Source organism: Streptomyces thermocarboxydus (assembly GCF_024760485.1).
Taxonomy (GTDB): Bacteria; Actinomycetota; Actinomycetes; order Streptomycetales; family Streptomycetaceae; genus Streptomyces; species Streptomyces cellulosae.
Map to the genome: position 1 here is coordinate 2,699,855 of NZ_CP058273.1, position 23,678 is coordinate 2,723,532.

Here is a 23,678-nt window from a genome sequence, read left to right on the forward strand (position 1 = left end):
CCTGGTCCCACCCGTGCGCCGTACGGTACGTGCTGACAGGGCGGACGTGGCAACTCTGGCACATCTTGGCAGGTGCCGAAGACGGGGGTCCGCTAGGAGGCATTCGCCCGCCTGGGCCCGGACCTGGCCGAATCCGTCCCCTAATCGCCCCTGCGCCACGGAATCACAGCCTTCGGAAGCTCTTGTTCCGTTATGGCCCGACCTGTTCGGCCCGCAGCGAACGCGGGAGGCATGCGTCGTCCCCCGGGGCAGAAGCGCACTTGGGGGACGACTGATGTGCGCGTCGACGACGACCGAGGTACGCGTCTACAGCGCGGGCGGCGGTCCGTCGATCGGGCGGCCGAGGACGCCCGGGCGGCGCTGCCACGGGCGGGGACCGGTGGGCGGGCGGTAGGCGACGCCGAGGGCGTCCAGGCGCCGGTAGTGCTCGGTCATGCGCCGCTCGAAGCCGGGGAAGTCCCGGCCGTCGGGGGCAGGCAGTTCGCTCCAGGCGACCTCGGCGAGCGCGGCGAGCCGGGGGAACGTCTGGTAGTCGACGCGCCCCTGGTCCTCCATCACCTCGGTCCACACGTTGGCCTGCGTGCCCAGCACCCGCTCCCTCTCCTCGGGCGTCAGCCCGGCGGGGACGGGCTCGAACCGGTAGACGTCCTCCAGGGTGCGCACGTACCCGATGGGCACGGGCTCGTCGGGGCCCGCGTCCTGGCGGTGGTCGAGGTAGACCTGCTGCTCGGGACACATCACCACGTCGTGGCCGGCGCGGGCCGCGGCGATCCCGCCCGCGTAGCCGCGCCAGGACGACACGGCGGCGCCCGGCGCGAGTCCGCCCTGGAGGATCTCGTCCCAGCCGATGAGCCGCCGCCCGCGGTCGGCCAGCCAGCGGTCGAAGTGGCCGATGAACCAGGACTGCAGGGCGTCCTCGTCCGCGAGCCCGAGCTTCTCGATCTGTTCCCGCGCGTTCTTCGACTCCCGCCACTGGTCCTTGACGCATTCGTCGCCGCCGATGTGCACGAACGGCGAGAACGGCCCGGCGTCGGCGGGGAACAGTTCCAGGAGTTCCTCCAGCACCCCTTCGTAGAAGCGCAGGGTGTTCTCGGTGGGGGCGAGGACGTTCGGATTGATGCCCCAGGTGTCCCAGACGGTCAGCGCGGCGGTGTCGACGACGTCGCAGTTGCCGAGTTCCGGATACGCGGCGATGGCGGCCTGCGAGTGTCCCGGGACGTCGATTTCGGGGACGACGCTGATATGCCGTTCGGCGGCGTAGGCGACGATCTCGCGGAGGTCGTCCTGCGTGTAGTGGCCACCGTGCGGACGCTCGTCCCAGAGCTCGGAGGCGCGGTGGCCGATTTTGGTGCGGGCGCGCCAGGATCCGACCTCGGTGAGGCGTGGATACCGCCGGATCTCGACGCGCCAGCCCTGGTCGTCCGTCAGGTGCAGATGCAGCACGTTGAGTTTGTGCGCGGACATCAGATCGAGATAACGCAGCACGCCTTCCTTCGGCATGAAGTGGCGTGCTACGTCCAGCATCAGCCCGCGCCAGCGGAAACGGGGCGCGTCCTCGACGGTCAGGTGCGGCACGGTCCACACCCGGTCGCGGCGGACGGGCGCCCTGCGGAACGCGTCGGCGCCGAGGAGCTGCCGCAGGGTCTGCGCGCCGTGCAGCGCGCCGGCCGCGTCACCGCCCTCGACGAGGACGCCCGCGGGGCCGCTGACGAGCCGGTACGCCTCCGGCCCGAGCTCCGGCGCGAGCGCGAGCCGCACACCCTCGTGCGCCTCCGCGGGCTCCCGCGCCTCCCTCCAGGGCAGTCCGGTGGCGGCCCGCAGCACACCTCCGAGCCACCGCCCGACGCCCTCCGTACCGGCGCCGGCGTACAGCCCGGAAGCCTCCGTCAGGCGGGTCTCCCCGGCGCCGGCGACGACGCCCCGGGGCGCCGGAATCAGTGAAGTCGGCATCACGTCAGTCCTTTACCGCGCCGCCCAGTCCGGAGACCAGACGCCGCTGCACGAGTACGAAGAAGACCAGCACCGGAATCGTCATCACGGTGGACGCCGCCATGACCCCGCCCCAGTCGGGGTCGTCGGGTTTGTAGAACACCAGCAGCGCCATCGGCAGGGTCGACCGGGAGATGTCGCTGATGATGAACGACTTGGCGAACAGGAAGTCGTTCCAGGCCGAGATGAACGAGAACACACTGGTGGCCACGAGGCCCGGCAGGACGAGCGGGAAAAGGATCTGCCAAAGGAACCGCGCACGGCTCGCTCCGTCCATGTACGCGGCCTCCTCCAGCGCCTCCGGAACGCCCTTCACGAACCCCCTGAGCATCCAGATCGCGAACGGCAGCGAGAAGGCGATGTGCGGCAGGATCAGCGACCACAGCGTGTTCAGCTGACCGAGATCCCGCATCACGAAGAACAGGGGGATCGTCAGCGCCTCCACGGGCACCATCTGGGCCACCAGAAACATGATCAGCAGGGTGGTCCGCAAACGGAACCGGAATCGTGTCACGGCGGTCGCGGCGAGAAACGCGATGAACGCGGAGGCGATCACCACGGCGACCGCGACGACGACGCTGTTGAGGAAGTAACGGCCGAAATCCTGCTGGTCGAACACCCGCCGGAACGAGTCCAGCGTGGGCGCGAGCGTCCACGGCCGCGGCTCGCCCCGGATCTCCCCGGCCGGCTTGAAGGCGCTCAGCACCATCCAGTACAGGGGGAAGGCCACCACGGCGGCGACCACCAGGGCGGTCGCCTCGGCCGCCGTCCGGCCGGGACGCCGGGTGAACCGGCGCAGAAGATTCACCCGGGATTCCAGGTCCTGCCTCACGAGACTCACAGTTCCTCCCCCTGGCGGCGCAGCAGCCGCAGGTACACCAGCGTCACGGCGAGCAGGATCAGCAGCATCACCACGCCGATCGCGGCGCCCAGGCTGTACTGCGAGGACGCGAACGCCTTCTGGTACGCGTACACGTTGAGCACCAGGTTCTGTCCCGCGATACCCCCGCCGCCCGTCATGACGTAGATCTGCGTGAAGACCTTGAAGTCCCAGATGACCGACTGGATGGTGACGACGACCAGGATCGGGCGGAGCATCGGCGCGAGCACCGACCGCCAGATCCGCCACTGCGAGGCCCCGTCCAGGGCAGCGGCCTCCAGCACCTCGGCCGGGACGGCCCGGATGCCGGCGTAGACCGTCACCATGACGAACGGGAAGGAGCACCACACCACTTCGAGCAGCACCAGGAAGAACGCGCTGAACCTCCCGTACGTCCACGAGTGGTCGCCGAGCCCCAGCACCCGGTTGACGGGGCCGAAGTCGGCGTCGAAGAGGAACAGCCACACCGTGGACCCGGTGATGGCGGGGGTGGCCCAGGCGCCGAGCGCGGCCAGCATCAACGCCAGCCGCGGCACGGCCCGCACCCGGGTGAGCAGCACGGCGAGCGCGCACCCCACGGCCAGCGTGGAGACGACACAGGCCGCCGCGAACACCACGGTGGCCAGCAGCACCTCCCAGAACTGCCCGTCCGAGAACAGCGCGGAGTAGTTCCCGAATCCCTCGAAGGTGGTGGGCTCCCCTCCGCTCACCTGGGCCTGGGTGTAGTGAAAGACCGAGATCAGCCCAAGCTGGTAAATGGGATAGGCGAGCAGCCCGCCGAGAACCACCAACGCCGGCGCGAGATACAGCCAAGGGGTGCGGGAACGCCCGTTCCGGGGGCGCGGGGCTGTACCGGATCCGCGGCTACCGCCGCGTGGGCGCGCCGAGCCCCCGCCGCCCCGCACCCGCGACCGCTCAAGAACCCGCGACCCAGTAGGCCCGCTCACCCGGCCGACCCGAACGCCTCGTTCATCTTCTTGGCAGCGTCCGCCGCGGCGGAGTCCACGTCCTTCTTGCCGGACACGACCTCCTGGAACATCGTCGGCAGCACCTGCCCCGCATCGATCTGCGCCCAAGCCGGCGACGCGGGCACGAACTTCGTGTCAGCCGCGAGCGTCGCGACGAACGGCTTCACGAAGGCCTCCTTCGCGGCCACCTGCTGCCGCACGTCGGAGAACGTCGGCAGGAACCCCATCGCCTCGAACAGCTTCCCCTGCGCCTCCTTGGAGGCGAGCCGCTTCATCAGGTCGACGGCGAGGGTGCGGTGCGTGGTGGACTTCAGCACGCCCAGGTTGTTGCCGCCCGCGAACGCGGGGGCGATCGACCCGGCCTTCAGGCCCGGCAGCGGCGCGACCGCGTACGTGCCCTTGACCTTGCCGGCCTCGACGGCGGCGTGGCTGAAGTCGCCGCCGATCGCCATGGCCGCCTTGCCCGCGGCGAACGCGGTGATCGTGTCGTTGCCGGTCATCGCGGCGCACTTGGCGGCCGGGCAGTTGTCGTCGCCGAACAGCGAGGTGTACGCCTCGATGCCCTTGCGCGCGGCGGCGCTGTCGATGGCGGCGGCGTACGAACCGCCCTTGCCGGTGGCCAGTTCGCCGCCGTGGGCCCAGATGAAGGGCATCGCGCCGTAGGTGTAGGCGCCGCCGACGGCGAGCCCGTACAGTTCCGGCTTCGCGGCGCGGATCTCCTTCGCCGTGGCGATCAGTTCGGCCTGCGTCTTCGGGACGTCGAGGCCGAGTTCCTCGAAGACGTCGGTGCGGTAGTACAGCGCGCGGACGCCGACGAAGTAGGGGACGCCGTAGATCTTGCCGCCGACGGTGACGGACTGGCGGGCGGTGGGGTCGGTGTCCTTGGCCTCGTCCCAGGCGCCGAAGTCCTCGGTGACGTCGGCGAGTCCGCCGTCCTTCACATAGCCGGCGGTGTCGGTATTGCCGTACTCGATGAGGTCGGGCGCCGACTTGGGGTCGTTGAAGGCGGCCTTGATGCGTTGGGCGCGGGTCTCGACGGGGATGTACTCGACGGTGACCTCGGTGCCCTCGTGCTCCTTCTCGAAGTCGGCGAGGACGGAGTCGACGACCTTTTCCTTGGGCTGGTTGTTGACCTCCTGGAAGAGCCAGACGCGCAGGGTGCCGGTCTTCTCGTCCTTGTCGGAGGAGGAGTTGCCGGAGGTCTGAGGGGCGCAGGCGGCGGTGGCGAGGACGGCCGCGACGGCGACCATGCGGACGGACAGCTTCATGGAGTGCTCCTCCGAGCGCGTTGCAGCATATGCAATGGCAATTTCGCTGTGCACAACTCACCGGAGGCTATGGACTGGGTGAACCACGCCACAAGAGGTCTCAACCACTCTGTGACCGGCCGACGCACCCTGCGCAACGGCCAAGCAGCACAAAGGCCCCCGTGGGCACGCAAAGCGCACCCCGGGGGCCTAGGGTCTGTCCGGCGGATCACGCCGAGGACGCGGGGTCTGGCACGCCCATCTGCGGCGTTGTCGTCACTCGCCGACGCTCCGCGTCGACTCCCTCCTCCGCCTTGCAGCTGGACGCACCAGACCCCGCTCACCTGGGTTGCAAGACGCTGCGCCTTTCCCCCGACTTGATCCGCCGGACAGGCCCAAGGAGGACTCGGACCGGCGGTCAGGGAAGGAAGAGAGGGACTACAGGGGGACTACTTGTCGCCCTTGCCCTTGTCGTCGCCGCCTTCACCCATGGACTCGTAGATCTCCTTGCACATGGGGCACACCGGGTACTTCTTCGGGTCGCGGCCGGGCACCCACACCTTGCCGCACAGCGCCACGACGGGAGTGCCGTCGAGGGCGCTCGCCATGATCTTGTCCTTCTGGACGTAGTGGGCGAAGCGCTCGTGGTCACCGTCGCCGTGGGAGGTCTGCGGCGTCGGCTCGACGAGGGTCCCCGTACCAGTCCCGCGCTCGGGCTCAAGAGTGCTCATAACAGCCAAGGGTACTGAAGCCCGCGCGGCTCAGTTGAGCGAAGGGTCGTCCGGATATGTGGCGACCATCGCCAGCTCGTTGCGCTGCCGGCGCAGCACCTCGCGCCACAGCCGCTCCGGCGCCGGACAGGACACGTCACCCGGCTCGGACTCCACCACGTACCAGGCGCCGTCGACCAGCTCGTCCTCCAGCTGGCCGGGGCCCCAGCCCGCGTAGCCGGCGAAGATCCGCAGTGAGCCGAGGACGGAGGCGAGCAGCTCCGGCGGGGCCTCCAGGTCGACCAGGCCGATCGCGCCGTGCACCCGGCGCCAGCCGAGCGGCGGCTCCTCCCCCGTGGCGCCGCCCGGGACGACGGCGACGCCGAGGGCCGAGTCCAGTGACACCGGGCCGCCCTGGAACACCACGCCGGGCTCGCCGGCCAGGTCCGCCCAGCCCTCCAGGATGTCGCCCACGTCCACCGGGGTCGGCCGGTTGAGGACGACACCGAGGGAGCCCTCCTCGTCGTGGTCGAGAAGGAGCACCACCGCACGGTCGAAGTTCGGGTCCGCCAGAGCGGGAGTGGCCACGAGCAGCCGCCCTGTGAGCGAGGACACCTCGGTCATGCCAGACATGATCCCGCATCTTCCCGCCGCGCGGGGAGGCAATGCGGGTGACGGAGTGAAGGCGGCCGCCGCGCGCGAGAGCTTCCTGGTCGGGCGTCGTCCGGCCGAGGTGAAGGGGTGCGGACCGGCGTTCGGGAGCGCGCCCGGCGCACGTGCGTTCGCGGTGACCCCGCGTGGCCGCCGGTGAACGGTTCGTGTTGTGACAGAGCCATGACGTTCCCAGGGCCTCCTCGGGCTTACAGAAGGGGGGTGAAGGGCGATTACCCTTTCCCTTCTGACCCTCTGCCCCACTCCACGGAACGCGAGATTCATGACCGTCAACGACGTCGATGACGTACTGCTTGTCCACGGCGGAACCCCGCTGGAGGGCGAGATCCGGGTCCGCGGTGCGAAGAACCTCGTGCCGAAGGCCATGGTCGCCGCGCTGCTGGGCAGCTCACCGAGCCGGCTGCGCAACGTTCCGGACATCCGCGACGTCCGGGTCGTCCGGGGGCTGCTGCAACTGCACGGCGTGACGGTCCGTCCGGGCGACGAGCCCGGCGAACTGGTGCTCGACCCCACCTATGTGGAGAGCGCCAACGTCGCTGACATCGATGCCCACGCCGGTTCCTCGCGGATCCCGATCCTGTTCTGCGGTCCGCTGCTGCACCGTCTCGGGCACGCGTTCATCCCGGGCCTCGGCGGCTGCGACATCGGCGGACGCCCCATCGACTTCCACTTCGACGTGCTGCGGCAGTTCGGCGCGACCATCGAGAAGCGCGCGGACGGCCAGTACCTGGAGGCCCCGCAGCGGCTGCGCGGCACGAAGATCCGGCTGCCGTACCCGTCGGTCGGCGCCACCGAGCAGGTGCTGCTCACGGCGGTCCTCGCGGAGGGCGTCACCGAGCTCTCCAACGCGGCGGTGGAGCCGGAGATCGAGGACCTGATCTGCGTCCTGCAGAAGATGGGCGCCATCATCGCGATGGACACCGACCGGACGATCCGCATCACCGGTGTGGACAAACTCGGCGGCTACACCCACCGCGCCCTGCCGGACCGCCTGGAGGCCGCCTCCTGGGCGTCCGCGGCGCTCGCCACCGAGGGCAACATCTACGTCCACGGCGCCCAGCAGCGCTCGATGATGACGTTCCTCAACACCTACCGGAAGGTCGGCGGCGCCTTCGAGATCGACGACGAGGGCATCCGTTTCTGGCACCCGGGCGGGCAGTTGAAGTCCATCGCCCTGGAGACGGACGTGCACCCCGGCTTCCAGACGGACTGGCAGCAGCCGCTGGTGGTCGCCCTGACGCAGGCCACGGGCCTGTCCATCATCCACGAGACGGTCTACGAGTCCCGGCTGGGCTTCACGTCCGCGCTCAACCAGATGGGCGCGCACATCCAGCTCTACCGCGAATGCCTGGGCGGCTCCGACTGCCGCTTCGGCCAGCGCAACTTCCTGCACTCGGCGGTCGTCTCGGGGCCGACGAAACTCCAGGGCGCGGACCTCGAGATCCCCGACCTGCGCGGCGGCTTCTCGTACCTCATCGCGGCCCTCGCCGCCCAGGGCACGTCCCGCGTCCACGGCATCGGCCTGATCAACCGCGGCTACGAGAACTTCATGGAGAAGCTCTCCGCCCTCGGCGCGAAGGTGGAACTCCCGGGCAAGGCCCTCGGCTGACCCCGGCACAAGAACGCCGATGGGGCGGTCACCCGGATCGGGTGACCGCCCCATCGGCGTTCACTGCGACGCCCCTGCAAGGGGCGCGGGGAACTGCGCGACCAGCCACAACGGGCCGGCAGACGGGCGGGGGGCACCCAGCCGAACGGCGCTGAACCGCTCAGGCGTGAGGCGCCCGCAGGGCGCCTTACTTGCCCTTGGCCGCTTCCTTCAGCTTCGACCCCGCCGACACCTTCACGCTGTAACCCGCGGGGATCTGGATCGGCTCACCGGTCTGCGGGTTGCGCGCGGTGCGCGCAGCGCGGTGGGTGCGCTCGAAGGTCAGGAAGCCGGGGATGGTGACCTTCTCGTCGCCCTTGGAGACGATGTCGCCGACGACGTCGGCGAACGCGGCCAGCACGGCGTCGGCGTCCTTGCGGGTCACCTCGGCGCGGTCGGCCAGCGCGGCCACCAGCTCACTGCGGTTCATGTTCTTACTCCCGTGTTCTTCTTGCCGTTGAGGCGTGCCACGCGGCGGAGCCGCATGTCGGGCACGGCGAAAGCCGATGCTGCCAGGTTCCTCGGTGAGTCCCCGGACCCGGGTCCTTCGTCGGACCCTCGCGCCCAGGGACGCATCCTGCCTCTACCTGCGGCGGTAATGCCAATCCGGCACCCGCAGGAGTCGTGAGAACACCCGAGGGAGTCACACGAAGAGCGCCACGGCCTCCGCACGGTGACGCTCCGTCCGCTTCCGGCAGCGGACAGCAGGGGGCCGGAGCCCGGGTCCGGCCGCCCACCCTAGAGGGCGGCCGGGACTACGGGTTCCGCGACGCGCCGTTTCAAACCCCGTGGCGATCCTCACAGCGTGCGGACCACCCCGGATCCAGGCGCCGGCGGCCTGCGCGGAGGTCACGCGCCGGCCGCCCCGGACGTCACGCGCCCGCGGCCTTGGCGGCCTCCCGCACCGCGTCGGCGACCGCGCCGGCGACCTTGTCGTTGAAGACGGACGGGATGATGTAGTTCGGGTTCAGCTCGTCCTCGGTGACCACGTCGGCCAGGGCCTGCGCGGCGGCCAGCATCATCTCGGTGTTGACGGTGCGGGACTGCGCGTCCAGGAGGCCGCGGAAGACGCCCGGGAAGACCAGCACGTTGTTGATCTGGTTCGGGAAGTCCGAGCGGCCCGTGGCGACAACCGCCGCCGTCTGACGGGCGATTGCCGGGTCGACCTCGGGGTCGGGATTCGCGAGCGCGAACACGATCGCGCCCTCGGCCATCGCGGAGACGTCCTCGGCGCCCAGCACGTTGGGGGCGGAGACGCCGATGAAGACGTCCGCGCCGCGCACGGCCTCCTTCAGCGTGCCGGTGAGGTTCTCCGGGTTGGTGTTGTCCGCGATCCAGCGCAGGGCGGAGCCGGGGGCGGCGTCGACCAGGTCCTCACGGCCGGCGTGCACCACGCCGTGGATGTCGGCGACGACGGCGTTCTTCACACCGGCGGCCAGCAGCAGTTTGAGGATGGCGGTGCCGGCGGCCCCGGCGCCGGACATGACGACCCGGATGCTCTCGATGGTCTTGCCGGTGACGCGCAGGGCGTTGGTCAGGGCGGCGAGGACGACGATGGCCGTGCCGTGCTGGTCGTCGTGGAAGACGGGGATGTCGAGGGCCTCGCGCAGCCGGGCCTCGATCTCGAAGCAGCGCGGCGCGGAGATGTCCTCGAGGTTGATGCCGGCGAAGCCGGGGGCGATGGCCTTGACGATCTCCACGATCGCGTCGGTGTCCTGGGTGTCCAGGCACAACGGCCAGGCGTCGATCCCGGCGAACCGCTTGAACAGGGCCGCCTTGCCCTCCATCACCGGCAGCGCGGCCTTCGGGCCGATGTTGCCCAGGCCCAGCACGGCCGAGCCGTCCGTCACGACCGCAACGGAGTTGCGCTTGATGGTGAGGCGGCGGGCGTCCTCGGGGTTCTCGGCGATCGCCATGCAGACGCGGGCGACACCCGGCGTGTAGATCATCGACAGGTCGTCACGCGTGCGGATCGGGTGCTTCGACGCCATCTCGATCTTGCCGCCGAGGTGCATCAGGAACGTACGGTCGGAGACCTTGCCCAGCGTGACGCCCTCGATCTGGCGCAGCTGTTCGACGATCTCGTCGGCGTGGGCGGTGGAGGTGGCCGCGATGGTGACGTCGATCCGGAGCCGCTCGTGGCCCGACGCGGTCACGTCGAGGCCGGTCACCAGGCCTCCGTGGGACTCGACTGCCCCGGTGAGCTGGGACACCGCGGTTCCTCCCGCGGGCACCTCCAGCCGGATGGTCATCGAGTAGGAGACGCTGGGCGCCGTTGCCATGGCCGACTTCCTCTGCTTTTTCAACCGTGTCGCGAATCGTGCCGTCCGATCGTCGCACCTACCGCTGAGTACGTGGTAGCCGCTTCGGATTGCGAACGTTTTGTTCATCGCCGTCTGCCGTCAGACGGAAAGAGAGTTCCACCATACGAGGGCCTTCGGGGCAACGAGAGAGGCCCCCGTCACTCTCGTGACGAGGGCCTCTCCAACGTTTATGACACCGACCCGCCATGCTCGCCTCGCGGCAAGTGGTCGCTCGAAGCGACTAAGGTTGGGCCCGGGGGCTTGGATCGAGCCGGTGCCACGTCCAGGCTAACAAACGGATCGCTCAAGGCCATTCCCATGACCGGGGGATATTTCCCGCGCCCCGCGGCGACACCGTGCGCTCAGTCCCTCAGCAGGTCCGGCACCCCTTCCGCGTCCGGCTCGTCGCGCTCCGCCGACACCACCGTGAGCTGCTGCGTCGCGCGCGTGAGGGCGACGTAGAGCACACGCAGGCCGGCCGGGGACTCGTCGGCGATCTCCGCGGGCGAGACGACCACCGTCGCGTCGTACTCCAGGCCCTTGGCCTCCAGACTGCCGAGCGCCACCACCCGGTCGCCGAGTCCGTCGAGCCAGCGCCGCGCCTCCTCGCGCCGCCGCATGGCGACGACCACGCCGACCGTGCCGTCCACCCGCTCCAGCAGCCGGGCGGCCTCGGCGCGCACGGTGTCGCCCAGCGTCCGTCCGGCCACGGCGAAGCGCGGCTCGACGCCGGTGGAGCGCACCGCGCGCGGCGACTCGGAGCCCGGCATGGCGAGGGCGAGGACCTTCGCCGCCAGCTCGGCGATCTCGGCCGGGTTGCGGTAGTTCACGGTCAGCTCGAAGCGGCGGCGCGGACGGGTGCCGAGGGCCTCGTCGCGGGCCTGGGCGGCCTCGTCGGGGTCGGACCAGGAGGACTGGGCCGGGTCGCCGACGATCGTCCAGGTGGCGTGGCGGCCGCGGCGGCCGACCATGCGCCACTGCATCGGTGTGAGGTCCTGCGCCTCGTCGACGATGACGTGCGCGTACTCGACGCGCTCCTGGGCGAGCCGCTCGGCCCGCTCGCGCTGGGTCTCCTCACGCACCGGCATCAGCTCCTCCAGGCCGGTGAGCTGGTCCAGCGGGTCGACTTCGCGCTTCTTGCGGGGCCGGGCGGGGGCGCCCAGGATCGCCTGGAGCTCGTCCAGCATCGCGATGTCGTGCACGGAGCGCCCGTCCCGCTGGAGGGCGCGCGCCAGCTTGCGCACCTCCCCCTGGTTGAGGATGCGCCGGGCCCAGCGGCCGAGGCGGCGCTCGTCGGCCATGGCGTCCAGGACGGCGGCAGGGGTGAGTTCCGGCCACCAGGCGTCGAGGAAGGCGGTGAAGTCGTCCTCGGAGGTGATGTCCTCGTCGAAGGAGGAGCGCAGCTCGGCGGCGAGCTCGGGGTCGGTGTGCCGGTTCCCGGCGCCGGAGCGCTCCCACAGGGCGTCCAGGAGGAGCTTGCGGGCGCGGGGGCGCAGCAGGTTGACGGGGGCGGTGCCGCCGAGTGCGGTGCGGCGGATGGCCGCCAGTTCCTCGGCCTCCAGCTCCAGGCGGCGGCCGAAGGCGACAACCCGCAGCCGCTGCGGCGAATCGTTCAGCTCCAGGGCTCCGCGGGCGGCCTTCCGCAGCACCTTGAGCATGCGGTACGAGCCCTTGATGCGGGCCACGGCCGGGGAGTCGTACACGGTGGCCTCGGCGCCGTCGACGAGGGAGCCGATGGCGCGGATGGCGACCTGGCCCTCCTCGCCGAGGGACGGCAGCACGCCCTCGGTGTAGGCGACGAGCAGCGGGGTCGGGGAGACGATCAGGATGCCGCCCGCGTACCGGCGCCGGTCCTGGTAGAGCAGGTAGGCGGCGCGGTGCAGGGCGACGGCGGTCTTGCCCGTGCCGGGGCCGCCCTCGACGTAGGTGACGGAGGCGGCGGGAGCGCGGATCACCAGGTCCTGCTCGGCCTGGATGGACGCGACGATGTCCCGCATGGTGTGCGTACGGGCCTGGCCGAGGGCGGCCATCAGGGCGCCGTCGCCGATCACGGCCAGCTCGCGGCCGTCGAGGGTGGCCTTCAGCTCGGGACGCATCAGGTCGTCCTCGACGCTCTGCACCCGGCGCCCCTTGGAGCGGATCACACGGCGCCTCACGACCCGGCCGGGGTCGACCGGGGTGGAGCGGTAGAAGGGCGCCGCGGCGGGGGCCCCCGCCAGTCGATGACCAGCGGGGCGTAGTCCTCGTCGAGGACGCCGATGCGGCCGATGTGCAGGGTCTCGGCGATCTCGGCGGTGTGGTCGGGCCGGACGGCGCCCTCGGCGGGCTCGACGGCGGTGTACGCGCCGTCCGGGCCCTTCTTGCCGTCCTTGCCGAGCAGCAGGTCGATCCGGCCGAAGAGGAAGTCCTCGTACTCGTTGTGCAGCCGGTTGAGGTGGACGCCGGCCCGGAAGACCATGGCGTCCCGCTCGGCGAGGGCGCCGGGCGTGCCGACATGGCCGCGCTGGGCGGCGTCGCGCATGAGGAACTCGGCCTCGGAGATCTTCTCCTCGAGGCGCCGGTACACCCGGTCCAGGTGTTCCTGTTCCACACGGATCTCCCGGTCGCGAACGGTGTCGTGAACCGGGACGACCGCGGATTCCTGTTGAGCCTGAGCGGCCACCGGGCCCCCTTCTGACGTGCTGGGCAGCCGTCAACCGTACGCGAAGGGGGCCCCGTGAGGCTACGCGTCGACCTCTACGAGCGTCTTGCCGTCGAAGGTCGAGATCACGAAGTGGTCGATCTGGTTGCGCTCGAAGGCCGCGCCGCCCTGGACGTACAGCGGCTGCTTGCCCTTGTCGGTCGCGGCGTCGGGCAGTCCGTAGCCCTCGCCGGTGACCGACCAGGAGTTCACCGTCTCGCGCTCGCCGTTCTTGCCGACGGCGATGAGCGAGCACTTCTGTTCGCCCTTGACGTTCTTCAGCTCGGTAACGATCTCGGTGCCCCAGAGCTTGTCCTCCAGGGCCACGGTGGCGGTCACCCCGGTGGAGGGGTCCGTCGCCGTGATCTTCTCGGAGCTCTTGTCGAAGGCGTCCTTGACCGGGTTGGCCGCGAGCGTGCGGCCGCTGTTGCCGCCGCCGCTGCCGCCGCCGTCCCCGCCGCTCGCCGCGACGGCCACGAACGGGCCGCTGACGATCAGCGCGCCGGCCGCGGCGACCATGTAGAAGTTACGGCGGCGCTTGCGCGCCCTGCGCTCGGCCACCTCGTCGACGAGCTTCTCCACCACGCGCGGCGACGGCTTCGCGGACAGCGACTCGCCGATGGCGGGTGATCCGGCGGCGTCGGGCAGGTCCGCGAGCGCGGCCAGCATCGGTTCCATGCCGGCGAGTTCGTCGAGCTGCTGGGCGCACCACTCGCAGGTCGCCAGATGCGCCTCGAACTCGGTGGCTTCGGCGTCGTCGAGGATGCCGAGGGCGTAGGCACCGACGGTCTCGTGCTCGTTCGGCACCGGTGATCCCTCCATGGCACCAGACATACCCGTCCCGCCTGTGCCGAATCCCTGGTTTCCCCCGTACACACTCATCACGCCGTCACCCCCCGCTCCTCCAGAGCCAGCTTCATCGACCGCAGGGCGTAGAACACCCGGGAGCGTACGGTGCCGCTCGGTATGCCGAGTGTCTGGGCCGCCTCATTGACGGTACGCCCCTTGAAATAGGTCTCGACGAGGACCTCCCGGTGCGCCGGGGTCAGGTCGTCGAGTGCGTCCGACAGCGTCATCAGCCACAGCGCCTTGTCGATCTCGTCCTCCGCGGGGATGACCTCCAGCGGCGACGGATCGACCTCCTGCGGCCGGGCCTGCCGGCTGCGGTGGCCGTCGATGACGATGCGCCGGGCGACCGTCACCAGCCAGGGGCGTACCGAACCGGTCGCCCGATTGAGCTGACCGGCGTTCTTCCAGGCACGGATGAGCGTTTCCTGGACGACGTCCTCGGCGCGCTGCCGGTCTCCGGCGACCAGCCTGAGGACGTACGCCAGCAGGGGTCCTGCGTGCTCGCGGTACAGCGCACGCATCAGCTCCTCGTCAGGTTCCGAGGGCTGTGAAGACATGCGATGTCGGGCCCTCGTTCCACGTTCATTGGCCACGGCCGCATCCTTGCGCACGCCCACCTCCGGTGTCCGGGGGATCCCCCAGTCGGTCGCTCGACAACCGGTACGCACGCGGGGCGTTGGGCGTTCAAAGAGAGACGCCTGTTTTCTCGGGGACGTCACAGCGACCGGGACATGAACACACATTCCCCCCGCCTTCCCTTCACATATCCGACACATGGCGGGCGGGAGGGCATCGCCAGACCCTCACGAAGCCCCAATGGGCGCGTGACGCAGATCACTTGAGTAATTTTCAGAATCCCCGGGCCGCGAAAACCGCGAACGGGATAAGGGAGTTCAATCGGGCGCGGGCGGCCTGCCGCCGTTCAGGCGCGGGTGAGGGCCGCCGTACGGCGGCGGTGGCGGGCCACGCGTTCGCGGTTCCCGCAGATCTCGCTGGAGCACCAGCGCCTCCGGCGTCCCCGGGAGGTGTCGACGTACACGATGGGGCAGTTGTCGCCCTCGCACTGGCGCAGGCTCGCGCGGGCGGCCGGGTCGGTCAGCAGCTCCACCACGTCCCGCGCCACCGCGCCGAGCAGCGCGTCACGGCCGGGCGGGCCGTCGAGCCGGCGCACCAGCGTCCCGTCGGCACCCGGGACCGCGCGCGGCGCAGGGGGCGCGGAGCGGGCGAGGTCGTTCACCCGGGCGAGCGCGCGGCCGTACGACGGGGAGCCGGGCGCCCGCACCAACGGGACCAGGTATGCGCGCAGTTCACGGAAGGCGTCCAGCCAGGACGGGTCGGCGTGGGCGAGCGGGGTGCCTTCGGGGACGAGTCCGGCGCCGGTGATCCAGGCCCGCAGCGCGTCGACGGAGCCCAGCCGTTCCCCTGGGTGGGTGGTCGCGAGCAGATCCAGGCAGACCCGCCCGGTGTCGAACCTCAGCTCGTAGGACGCCGTGACCGTGCCCAGTGCCATGTCCTGCCACCGCCTAGGTGGGCCCCCGCGCGCGTGGGGGCCGTGCGCGAACCGGGAAACCGTGCTCCCTCCACAGTGCCCGCCCGCCCCGGCGCCCGGAACCCCTCCTGCCGCGTGCTTTCGACCCGGCCTCGCCGGCACGCCCCGGTCAGACCGCCGCGTCGTACTTGGTGTCCGCCGCCGGGTCGAGGGCGAGGCGGTAGCCGCGCTTGACGACCGTCTGGATCAGCTTGGGGGCGCCCAGGACGGTGCGCAGGCGGGCCATCGCCGTCTCCACCGCGTGTTCGTCGCGGCCCGCGCCGGGGAGGGCACGCAGCAGTTCCGCGCGGGAGACCACCCAGCCGGGCTTGCGGGCCAGGGCCCGCAGCAGGGACATCCCCGCGGGCGGCACCGGCCGCAGCTCGCCGTCGACCAGCACCGCGTGGCCCCGGATCTCCACCCGGTGCCCGGCGACCGGCAACGTGCGCGCACGCGCGGGGAGTTCACGGCAGAGCAGCTGGACCAGCGGGCCCAGACGGAAGCGTTCGGGCTGCACCGTGTCGACGCCCCGCGCCTGGAGCGGCAGCGCGGTGACCGGGCCGACGCAGGCGGGCAGCACGTCGTGGCCGAACGCGGCCAGCAGGTCGTCGGCCAGCCCCCGCTCCTCGGCGCGGGACAGCAGCGACGCGGCGGCGGGCGCGCTGGTGAAGGTGACCGCGTCCAGGGTGCGCGCGACGACCGCGTCGACCAGCCGGTCCACCGGCCCGATGTCCTCCGGGGGCAGCCACCGGTAGACCGGCACGCCCACCACCTCCGCTCCCGCGGCCCGCAGCGACTCCACGAACCCGGGCAGCGGCTCGCCGTGCAGCTGGACGGCGATGCGCAGCCCGTCGACGCCCTCCTCAAGGAGCCGGTCCAGCACCTCCGCCATCGACTCCGACGCGGGCGACCACTCCTCGTTCAGTTCTGCCGCCCGGATCGCGCCCTTCACCTTGGGCCCGCGGGCCAGGATCCGCACCTCGCGCAGCCGCTCCAGCAGGTCTTCGCCGAGCCCCCAGCCGTCCGCGGCCTCCACCCAGCCGCGGAACCCGATGGCGGTGGTGGCGACGGCGATGTCCGGGGCCCGGCCGATGATCTCCTTGGTGGCGGCCAGCAGTTCACTGTCGTCGGAGAGCGGCACGATCCGCAGCGCCGGGGCGTGCAGCACGGCCGCGCCACGGCGCTCCAGCAGCGCGCCCAGTTCGTCGGCCCGGCGCGCCGCGGTCACGCCCACGGTGAACCCCGCGAGGGGCCCGTGTTCCGGAGACTGCTCTCGTTCGTCGTACATCACTCTCGTCCCGGCTCGAGTCGGCGTCCTGCACGGAGGTGCGGCTCCACGTCCGTGCCGAGCGAGCCTGTCAACGATCCATGACGGGCTCGGTTCGGCTTCATGTCACCAGTGTTACGTCACCCGCCGTCACACCTCGGCGTAGCTGAGCTGCGGCTTCCCCTCCGTGGCGGGGGTCTCGCCGGCCGGGCGGGCGGCGGGCCGGCGAAGGTATACCGCCCACGTGACCGCGAAACAGACCGCGTAGCAGGCGAGGAACGCCACGAACGCGCCCGTGCCGGAGCCGTAGGAGAGGAAGGACTGGCGGAAGGCCAGGTTGATGCCGACGCCGCCGAGCGCGCCCACCGCGCCGATCAGGCCCATCGACGCCCCGGACAGCCGGCGCCCGTACGCGGCCGCCGCCTCGCCTTCGAGGCCCAGCGCCTGCGCCTTGGCCTGGAAGATGCCGGGGATCATCTTGTACGTCGACCCGTTGCCGAGGCCGGTCAGCACGAACAGCCCCACGAAGGCGACGGTGAACAGCGCCAGTGACTTCTCCGTCGAGGCGGCGATCAGCACGGCGGTCGCGGCGCCCATGGCGACGAAATTCCACAGGGTGATGCGGGCGCCTCCGTAGCGGTCGGCGAGCCGGCCGCCCACCGGCCGGATCAGCGAACCCAGCAGCGGCCCGATGAAGGTGACGTACGCGGCCTCCAGCGGGGTGCGGTCGAACTGGTTCTGCAGCACCATCCCGAAGGCGAAGCTGTAGCCGATGAACGAGCCGAAGGTGCCGATGTAGAGGAACGACATGATCCAGGTGTGCGGGTCGCGCGCGGCGTCCTTCGCGGCGCCGGTGTCGTTCCTCACCGAGGCCAGGTTGTCCATGTAGAGCGCGGCGAGCGTGGCGGCGACGACGATCAGCGGGATGTACAGGCCCAGCAGGACCCGCGGTCCCCCGCTCGCGCCGATGATCGCGAGGGCGACGAGCTGGATGACGGGGACGCCGATGTTGCCGCCGCCCGCGTTCAGACCGAGCGCCCAGCCCTTCTTCCGCAGCGGGAAGAAGGCGTTGATGTTGGTCATGGAGGACGCGAAGTTGCCGCCGCCGATGCCGGCCAGCAGGCCGACCAGCAGGAACGTCGTGAAGGAGGTCCCCGGCTCCATCACCGTGAACGCGGCGACGGTCGGCACGAGCAGCAGGCCCGCGGAGATGATCGTCCAGTTCCGCCCGCCGAACACCGCGACGGCGAAGGTGTACGGGACCCGGACGACCGCGCCGACGAGCGTGACCATCGACGTCAGCAGGAACTTGTCGGCAGGGGTCAGCCCGTACTCGGGGCCCATGAAGAGCACCAGCACGGACCACATGGTCCAGATGGAGAACCCGATGTGCTCGGACAGGACGGAGAAGAGGAGATTGCGACGGGCGATCCGCTCTCCGGTGCGGTTCCAGAAGGTCTCGTCCTCCGGGTCCCACTGCTGGATCCAACGGCCGCTGCGGGCTGTCATGGGGCCTCCACTGCTCTCCGGGGCGCGGCGGTGCCGCGAGGGCTTGTCCCGAAGGTAGGGAGGGAGCGTTTCCGGCCTGTGGCACGCGGTGACCGGCAGGGAACGTTGCTCTCACCCCCGCCGGGGGCGGGGTGAGAGAAGTCCGTCACCGGTCGGTGGTGACGTGGTGAGCCTCAGGCTTGAGGGGGCTGACCGTAAGGGCCGGGCTGGGCGTAGGGGCCGGGCTGACCGTACGCGGGGGGCTGCTGGCCGTACGCCGGTGGCTGCTGGGCGTAGGGGCCCGGCTGGCCGTACACGGGCGGCTGCTGGGCGGGCGGCGCGTAGCCGGGGGCGGGCGGCTGTTGCTGCGGGAACGGCTGGCCGTACGCCTGCGGATGCTGCTGCGGTGCCTGCGGCGGATAACCCGGGGCGCCCTGCGGCTGCGCGCCGTACGGGCCGGGCTGGCCGTACGGCGTGCCGACGCCCGGCGGCAGGTAGCGCACACGGCCCGTCTCGTCGGTCACCGGCAGGAAGCCGGCCGCCTGGAGGCGCGCCGCGAACTTGGCGTTGCGCTTGCGGGTGACGACGAAGCCGATGGCGATGACCGCCATGAGGAACAGCCAGATGATGCCGGCGATGACGAAGTCGTCGGAGGTGCCGCCCATCCGGTAAGCCATGATCACGGAGCCGGCGGTGGCGACGATCGCGCCGTAGCCCATCCGCTTCTCGGCGCTCTTGCCGGTGAGGTCGAAGTTGATGCGCGCCTTGAGCAGTTCGAAGGCGTCCGGCACGAGCGGCGGCACGGACACCCCGTCGCCGGCGTTGGGGTACTGCGCCCAGTTCTGCGCGGCGCGGGCCTGGGCCTGCGGGCTGGGGTCGGGCACGATCAGCATCTTCAGCTGGCTGTTGTTGCCGCCGCCCTGCCGGACGTCGGCGTACTCGTAGCCGAACTGCTGGGCGACGAAGGCGAGTCGGGCGAGTTTCTTCACGGATGCCATGGGACTGGTGAGCTCCACCGGCTCCCCGCTCGCCATCAACCGCAGCATCTTCTGGGTCTGCCGCTTGCTCATTCGCCTCTCGCCCCCTGGCCCACCGTTCACTTCAGCAACAGGGGGCAGTCTCCCACGGGCCGCTCCGGCGCGGAAGGCGCGGCCGGAGCGGCCGGAGCGGCCCGGGACGTCAGCGGCGGCGCCCCCGCCCGGCGGGCTCCGCCCGCCGTCCCTTGGCGCCGTTCGGCCAGAGCCTCGGGCGCCGTTTCGCCCCGAGGTCCTCCACCCAGCCGACGAGCAGGATCATCGCGCCGATCAGCGGCCAGACCAGCGCGAACACCCAGATCTCGTAGGTGCTGTCGAGCGCCGCCGTGCCCCGCTCGCTCTGCATGAACGGAATCCTGTACAGCAGGTCCACGATCGGGAAGGCCAGCGCGATCAGCATGTTGTGCCACAGGTAGATGGTGACCGCCCGGTTGTTGGACAGGGTCACCAGCTTGTCCCAGTTGGCCAGCCGGCCGGGCAGTTCCTGCCACGAGGGCGAGTACTGGAGCAGGATCACGACGAACCCGAACGACCAGGTGGCCTGCGCGAGCGGGATGTCGTTGAGGTCCCAGCCCCCGTCGCCGAGGTGGCCCGACGCCCACCACAGGCCGAACGCCATCACCAGGGAGGCGCCGGACACGGCGACGTAGCGCGGGACCTGCTTGAGCATGCCCTCCTGGTGGGCGAAGCCCAGCACCCAGCAGGAGCCGTAGACCGCGAAGTCGGTGACCGCGTTGCCGGTCTCGCCGGGGATGGTGACCAGCCCGGTGCCGACGACGGCCGTCAGGCCCAGCGGGGCGAGCAGGGTCGGCCACGGCGCCCGGCGGAAGGCCCACAGCAGCAGCGGCGAGGCGAGCACGAACCACAGATAGGCGCGCAGGTACCACAGCGGGCCCACGGAGTCGTCCGCCCAGGTGGTCCCCAGGTGGGCCACCGCCGCGGCCTCCTCCGGGTAGGGCGGGGCGCCGATCGGCACCAGGTAGTTGAAGATCTCGGCCACGCCCCAGAACCCGCCGAGGTCCTCCCTGGGGTCCCAGCCGGTCGCGAACAGCACGGTCAGCGCGAGGGCGCCGAACGCCCACATCGGCGGCAGCAGCCGGCGCACGCGTCCCCGGATCACGCTCCACGCGGGGCGCTTGAGCGACCGCGCCATCAGCGAGCCCGCGAGCGCGAACATCACGCCCATCGAGGGGAAGACCACCGTGAGCCAGGCCCAGCTGAAGAGGTGGTACATCACGACCCGGACCAGGGCGATGGACCGCAGCAGGTCCAGGTACCGGTCGCGGCCCGGCGCCTTAGGAGCGGCCGGGGTCTCCTCCGGAGCCGGCTCCGTCGTCTGCTGCTGCGGGAACGCGTGTTCCGGCTGCGCCGCCACATCCGTGGGGGCGCCGTGCGGGGTCGGGTAGGGGCCGCCCGGGACCGGGACGGCGCCGGACGGGTGTCCGTGGGTCATGCCACCGGCCTCCGGTCGTCGTTGTACGCCTGGCCGCCCGGCACCGCCCCGTTCACGGGCGCCCCGACGACACCGGTGCGGCGCAGCTTCTGCCACCGCAGCCGGCCGCCGGTGAGCGCCGTGATCCAGGACTGGAGCAGCACGACGTACATGAGCTGGCGGTACAGGATCTGCTGCAGCGGCAGCGAGATCAGATGGGTCATGCGTTCCTTGTCGAGGCGGAACGCGTAGGCGGCGCAGACGGCCTGGATGGCCAGGACGCCCAGCCACGCGAGGATGGTCTGCTGGGTCGGCCCGAAGACCAGGCCGTACAGCAGGAAGACGTCGATCAGCGGGGCCAGCAGCGGGGCCACGATCATGAACAGCGAGACGAACGGCAGGCCCACGCGGCCGAAGCGGCCGGAGGGGCCCTTGTCGACGAGGGCGCGCCGGTGCTTCCAGATGGCCTGCATGGTGCCGTACGACCAGCGGTAGCGCTGGGACCAGAGCTGCTGGACGGTCTCCGGGGCCTCGGTCCAGGCGCGGGCGTTCTCCGCGTAGACCACGCGCCAGCCGGCGCGGTGCAGCGCCATGGTGACGTCGGTGTCCTCGGCGAGCGTGTCGTCGCTCATGCCGCCGATGGGCTCCAGCGCCGACTTCCGGAAGGCGCCGACGGCGCCCGGGATGGTCGGCATGCAGCGCAGGATGTCGTACATCCGGCGGTCCAGGTTGAAGCCCATCACGTACTCGATGTGCTGCCAGGCGCCGATGAGGCTGTCCTTGTTGCCGACCTTGGCGTTGCCGGCGACGGCGCCGACCCTCGGGTCGGCGAACGGCTGCACCAGCTCGCGGACGGTGGACGGCTCGAAGACCGTGTCGCCGTCCATCATCACGACGATGTCGTACCGGGCGTTGGCGAGGCCCCGGTTGAGGGCGGCGGGCTTGCCCGCGTTGAGCTGGCGGATGACCCGGACGTTGGGCAGGCCCATCGCCTCGACGATGCGGGCGGTGCCGTCGGTGGACCCGTCGTCGATGACCAGCACCTCGATGGGATGGTCGCTGGCCATCAGGGAGTTGACGGTGTTCTCGATGCACTTGGCCTCGTTGTACGCCGGGACCAGCACCGTGACCGGCTGGGTGACCGGCGGGCCCCAGCGAAAGCCCTTGCGGCGCACCCGGCGGGCGTGGGCTCCGGACAGCAGCAGCATCAGCACGAAGCGGGCGATGACCAGGGTGCCGATGACGGCGAGGCCGACGACCAGCACGCCGGTGATCTTCTCGGAGGCCTGCACCAGGAAGATCCAGGCCTTGCCCTTCCACAGCTCGGGTCCGGTGACCGGGCTGTGCGCGCTGGGCGCGTCCAGGGCCTCGGTCAGGTTGGCGAACGTGTAGCCCTTGGCCTTGAGGTCGGGCAGGAACCGGTTGAGCGCGGCCAGGGTCTGGCTGCGGTCGCCGCCGGAGTCGTGCATGAGGACGATGGCGCCCTCGCCGCCCTTCGGAGTGGCGCGGCGGATGATCTCGTCGACGCCGGGCCGCTTCCAGTCCTCGCTGTCGGTGTTGTTGACGACGGTGAGATAGCCGCGGCTGCCGATGTACTGGGTGACCGGCCAGGACTCGTTGTCCATGGCGTCGGAGAAGGACGAGTACGGCGGGCGGAACAGCGAGGTGCGGATGCCGGCCGCGCCGGTGATGGCGAGCTGGTTCTGCGACAGCTCCCAGTCGATGCGCTTCTTGGACTGCAGCGACAGGTCGGGGTGGTTGAAGGTGTGCAGGCCGACCTCGTGGCCCTCGTCGACCATGCGCTTGACGAGGTCCGGGTAGCGGGACGCCATGGTGCCGGTGACGAAGAAGACGGCGTGCGCGTCGTGCTTCTTCAGCACGTCGAGCACCTTCGGCGTCCAGGTGGGGTCCGGGCCGTCGTCGAAGGTGAGCACCAGGCGGTGGTCCGGCACCCTGAGGGTGGCGGCCTTGCCCGTGCGGGCGTCTATCACCGGGCCGCCCTCGAGGATTTCCTCGGGCACCTGGGTGGTGGGCGCGGGGTCCTGCACCCGGTGGTCGGCGAGGATCTCGCTGTGCACGTAGCCGCGGAGCATCAGCATGGCGGCGAGGGCGACCAGGACGAGCAGCGGCAGCAGCAGACGCAGCGGTACGCGACGGCGCAGGGCGCCGCGCCGGTCCGGGCGGGGCGCCCGGCGGCGGTGGGACGGGGATGCCATCAGAGGACGTTCTCCGGGGACGGTGCGGCGGCGGGGTCGGAGTCGGCGCCGTCGGCGGGTTCGACGGCGACCGGTTGGCCGGCGGAGGGAGCGGACAGGGTGTCGGTGCCGCCGGCCTCGCCGCCACCTCCGGTGGGATCGGTCGTGCCGGGCGGCGTCGGGTCGTCCGGGGTCGTCGGCGTCGTCGGCTGTGTGGCGGTGCCGCCGCCCGACGGGGGCGTCTCGCCGGTGGTCGCACCGCCTCCGTCGCCGCCGCCGGTGGCCGGCTGGGAGCTGGCGCGGCCCGCCGGGGTGGTCGCCGGGGAGCCGCCGCCCGGCTGCTGCACGCTGCCGCCGGTGCCGCCCGCCACGGGGGCGGAGACGCCGGGACCCGGCACGTCGGAGGCGCCCGGGGTGGGCGTGCCGAGGCCGGGGTCGAGGCTGGTGCCGGAGCTGGGCGCGGGGTCGGTCGCGGAGGGCCCCGGCGTGGTCTCGACCTGCTCGGCGGGCTTCCCGTCCTGGCCCGGTACGGGCATCCAGGGCGCGTCGGAGTTGCCGGACAGCAGGGTGGCGACCATGACGACGGCATAGCCCGCGCAGGCGAGGCCGACGGCCAGGCCGATGCGGCGGTAGAGCCGGTTGCGGCGGCCCGACTCGTCGACGAACACGGGGGCCGCCTCGGGCGCCGCGCCCGCTCCGGGTGTACGGCTCAGCACACCGCCGGCGCCGATCTGCACGGCGTCGAGCTGGACCGTCACCTCGTGCGGGTCGTGGGTGGCCTCGGTCGT

General features: G+C 71.3%; 18 protein-coding genes and 1 pseudogene. 1 reads left to right on the forward strand and 18 read right to left on the reverse strand.

Annotated elements, in window-relative coordinates; translation table 11 throughout:
* Window positions 1-306: 306 nt before the first annotated feature.
* The 6 genes from AY578_RS12475 to AY578_RS12500 all read right to left on the reverse strand — a co-directional run bounded on the left by AY578_RS12475 (window position 307) and on the right by AY578_RS12500 (window position 6,418).
* Window positions 307-1,950 (reverse strand): beta-N-acetylhexosaminidase, encoded by a 1,644-nt coding sequence (locus AY578_RS12475; RefSeq protein WP_161107369.1) that lies wholly within the window; start codon window positions 1,948-1,950, stop codon window positions 307-309.
* A 4-nt stretch (window positions 1,951-1,954) separates the two neighbouring features.
* Window positions 1,955-2,797 (reverse strand): carbohydrate ABC transporter permease, encoded by an 843-nt coding sequence (locus AY578_RS12480; protein ID WP_028959154.1) that lies wholly within the window; start codon window positions 2,795-2,797, stop codon window positions 1,955-1,957.
* Between the two features lie 29 nt (window positions 2,798-2,826).
* Window positions 2,827-3,774, reverse strand: a complete 948-nt coding sequence (locus tag AY578_RS12485) for a carbohydrate ABC transporter permease (protein ID WP_161107368.1) — start codon at window positions 3,772-3,774, stop codon at window positions 2,827-2,829.
* A 38-nt stretch (window positions 3,775-3,812) separates the two neighbouring features.
* Complete coding sequence (locus tag AY578_RS12490) at window positions 3,813-5,105, reverse strand: extracellular solute-binding protein (protein WP_019525049.1); 1,293 nt, start codon at window positions 5,103-5,105, stop codon at window positions 3,813-3,815.
* A gap of 428 nt (window positions 5,106-5,533) precedes the next feature.
* The gene (locus AY578_RS12495; protein WP_019525837.1) at window positions 5,534-5,815 is read right to left on the reverse strand and encodes a DUF3039 domain-containing protein; all 282 of its coding nucleotides are present in this window, start codon (window positions 5,813-5,815) and stop codon (window positions 5,534-5,536) included.
* A 30-nt stretch (window positions 5,816-5,845) separates the two neighbouring features.
* On the reverse strand, window positions 5,846-6,418 hold the full coding sequence (locus tag AY578_RS12500; protein WP_019525836.1) for a YqgE/AlgH family protein: 573 nt from the start codon (window positions 6,416-6,418) through the stop codon (window positions 5,846-5,848).
* A gap of 310 nt (window positions 6,419-6,728) precedes the next feature.
* Here AY578_RS12500 and murA point away from each other — a divergent pair, with 310 nt between their 5' ends.
* Window positions 6,729-8,075: a UDP-N-acetylglucosamine 1-carboxyvinyltransferase gene (murA, locus tag AY578_RS12505; RefSeq protein ID WP_019525835.1), complete on the forward strand. Its 1,347-nt coding sequence runs from the start codon at window positions 6,729-6,731 to the stop codon at window positions 8,073-8,075.
* A 187-nt stretch (window positions 8,076-8,262) separates the two neighbouring features.
* Here murA and AY578_RS12510 read toward each other — a convergent pair whose 3' ends face one another.
* The 12 genes and pseudogenes from AY578_RS12510 to AY578_RS12565 all read right to left on the reverse strand — a co-directional run bounded on the left by AY578_RS12510 (window position 8,263) and on the right by AY578_RS12565 (window position 23,648).
* A complete protein-coding gene (locus tag AY578_RS12510; RefSeq protein ID WP_003990598.1) occupies window positions 8,263-8,544 on the reverse strand; it encodes an HU family DNA-binding protein in 282 nt (93 codons plus the stop codon).
* A gap of 442 nt (window positions 8,545-8,986) precedes the next feature.
* Window positions 8,987-10,396, reverse strand: a complete 1,410-nt coding sequence (locus AY578_RS12515; RefSeq protein WP_019525834.1) for an NAD-dependent malic enzyme — start codon at window positions 10,394-10,396, stop codon at window positions 8,987-8,989.
* A gap of 383 nt (window positions 10,397-10,779) precedes the next feature.
* Window positions 10,780-13,079, reverse strand: a pseudogene (locus tag AY578_RS12520) (HelD family protein).
* 60 nt (window positions 13,080-13,139) lie between these two features.
* Window positions 13,140-13,919, reverse strand: a complete 780-nt coding sequence (locus AY578_RS12525; protein ID WP_202503784.1) for an anti-sigma factor family protein — start codon at window positions 13,917-13,919, stop codon at window positions 13,140-13,142.
* Between the two features lie 59 nt (window positions 13,920-13,978).
* Window positions 13,979-14,563, reverse strand: coding sequence for a sigma-70 family RNA polymerase sigma factor (locus AY578_RS12530; RefSeq protein ID WP_078492847.1), 585 nt, complete (start codon window positions 14,561-14,563; stop codon window positions 13,979-13,981).
* A gap of 305 nt (window positions 14,564-14,868) precedes the next feature.
* Entirely contained in the window at window positions 14,869-15,456 is a 588-nt protein-coding gene (locus AY578_RS12535) for a CGNR zinc finger domain-containing protein (protein WP_136238575.1), read from the reverse strand.
* A 148-nt stretch (window positions 15,457-15,604) separates the two neighbouring features.
* Window positions 15,605-16,762 carry a uroporphyrinogen-III synthase gene (locus tag AY578_RS12540; RefSeq protein ID WP_258902367.1) on the reverse strand — a complete coding sequence of 386 codons (1,158 nt, stop codon included), beginning with the start codon at window positions 16,760-16,762 and terminating at the stop codon, window positions 15,605-15,607.
* Between the two features lie 129 nt (window positions 16,763-16,891).
* Entirely contained in the window at window positions 16,892-18,250 is a 1,359-nt protein-coding gene (locus tag AY578_RS12545; RefSeq protein WP_019525829.1) for a nitrate/nitrite transporter, read from the reverse strand.
* Window positions 18,251-18,423: 173 nt separating this feature from the next.
* Window positions 18,424-19,299 carry a hypothetical protein gene (locus AY578_RS12550; protein WP_019525828.1) on the reverse strand — a complete coding sequence of 292 codons (876 nt, stop codon included), beginning with the start codon at window positions 19,297-19,299 and terminating at the stop codon, window positions 18,424-18,426.
* A gap of 109 nt (window positions 19,300-19,408) precedes the next feature.
* Entirely contained in the window at window positions 19,409-20,716 is a 1,308-nt protein-coding gene (locus tag AY578_RS12555; protein ID WP_019525827.1) for an acyltransferase family protein, read from the reverse strand.
* Window positions 20,713-22,911, reverse strand: a complete 2,199-nt coding sequence (locus AY578_RS12560; RefSeq protein WP_258902368.1) for a bifunctional polysaccharide deacetylase/glycosyltransferase family 2 protein — start codon at window positions 22,909-22,911, stop codon at window positions 20,713-20,715. The genes AY578_RS12555 and AY578_RS12560 overlap by 4 nt, the downstream gene beginning before the upstream one ends.
* Window positions 22,911-23,648, reverse strand: coding sequence for a hypothetical protein (locus AY578_RS12565; RefSeq protein ID WP_258902369.1), 738 nt, complete (start codon window positions 23,646-23,648; stop codon window positions 22,911-22,913). The genes AY578_RS12560 and AY578_RS12565 overlap by 1 nt, the downstream gene beginning before the upstream one ends.
* Window positions 23,649-23,678 lie beyond the last annotated feature (30 nt).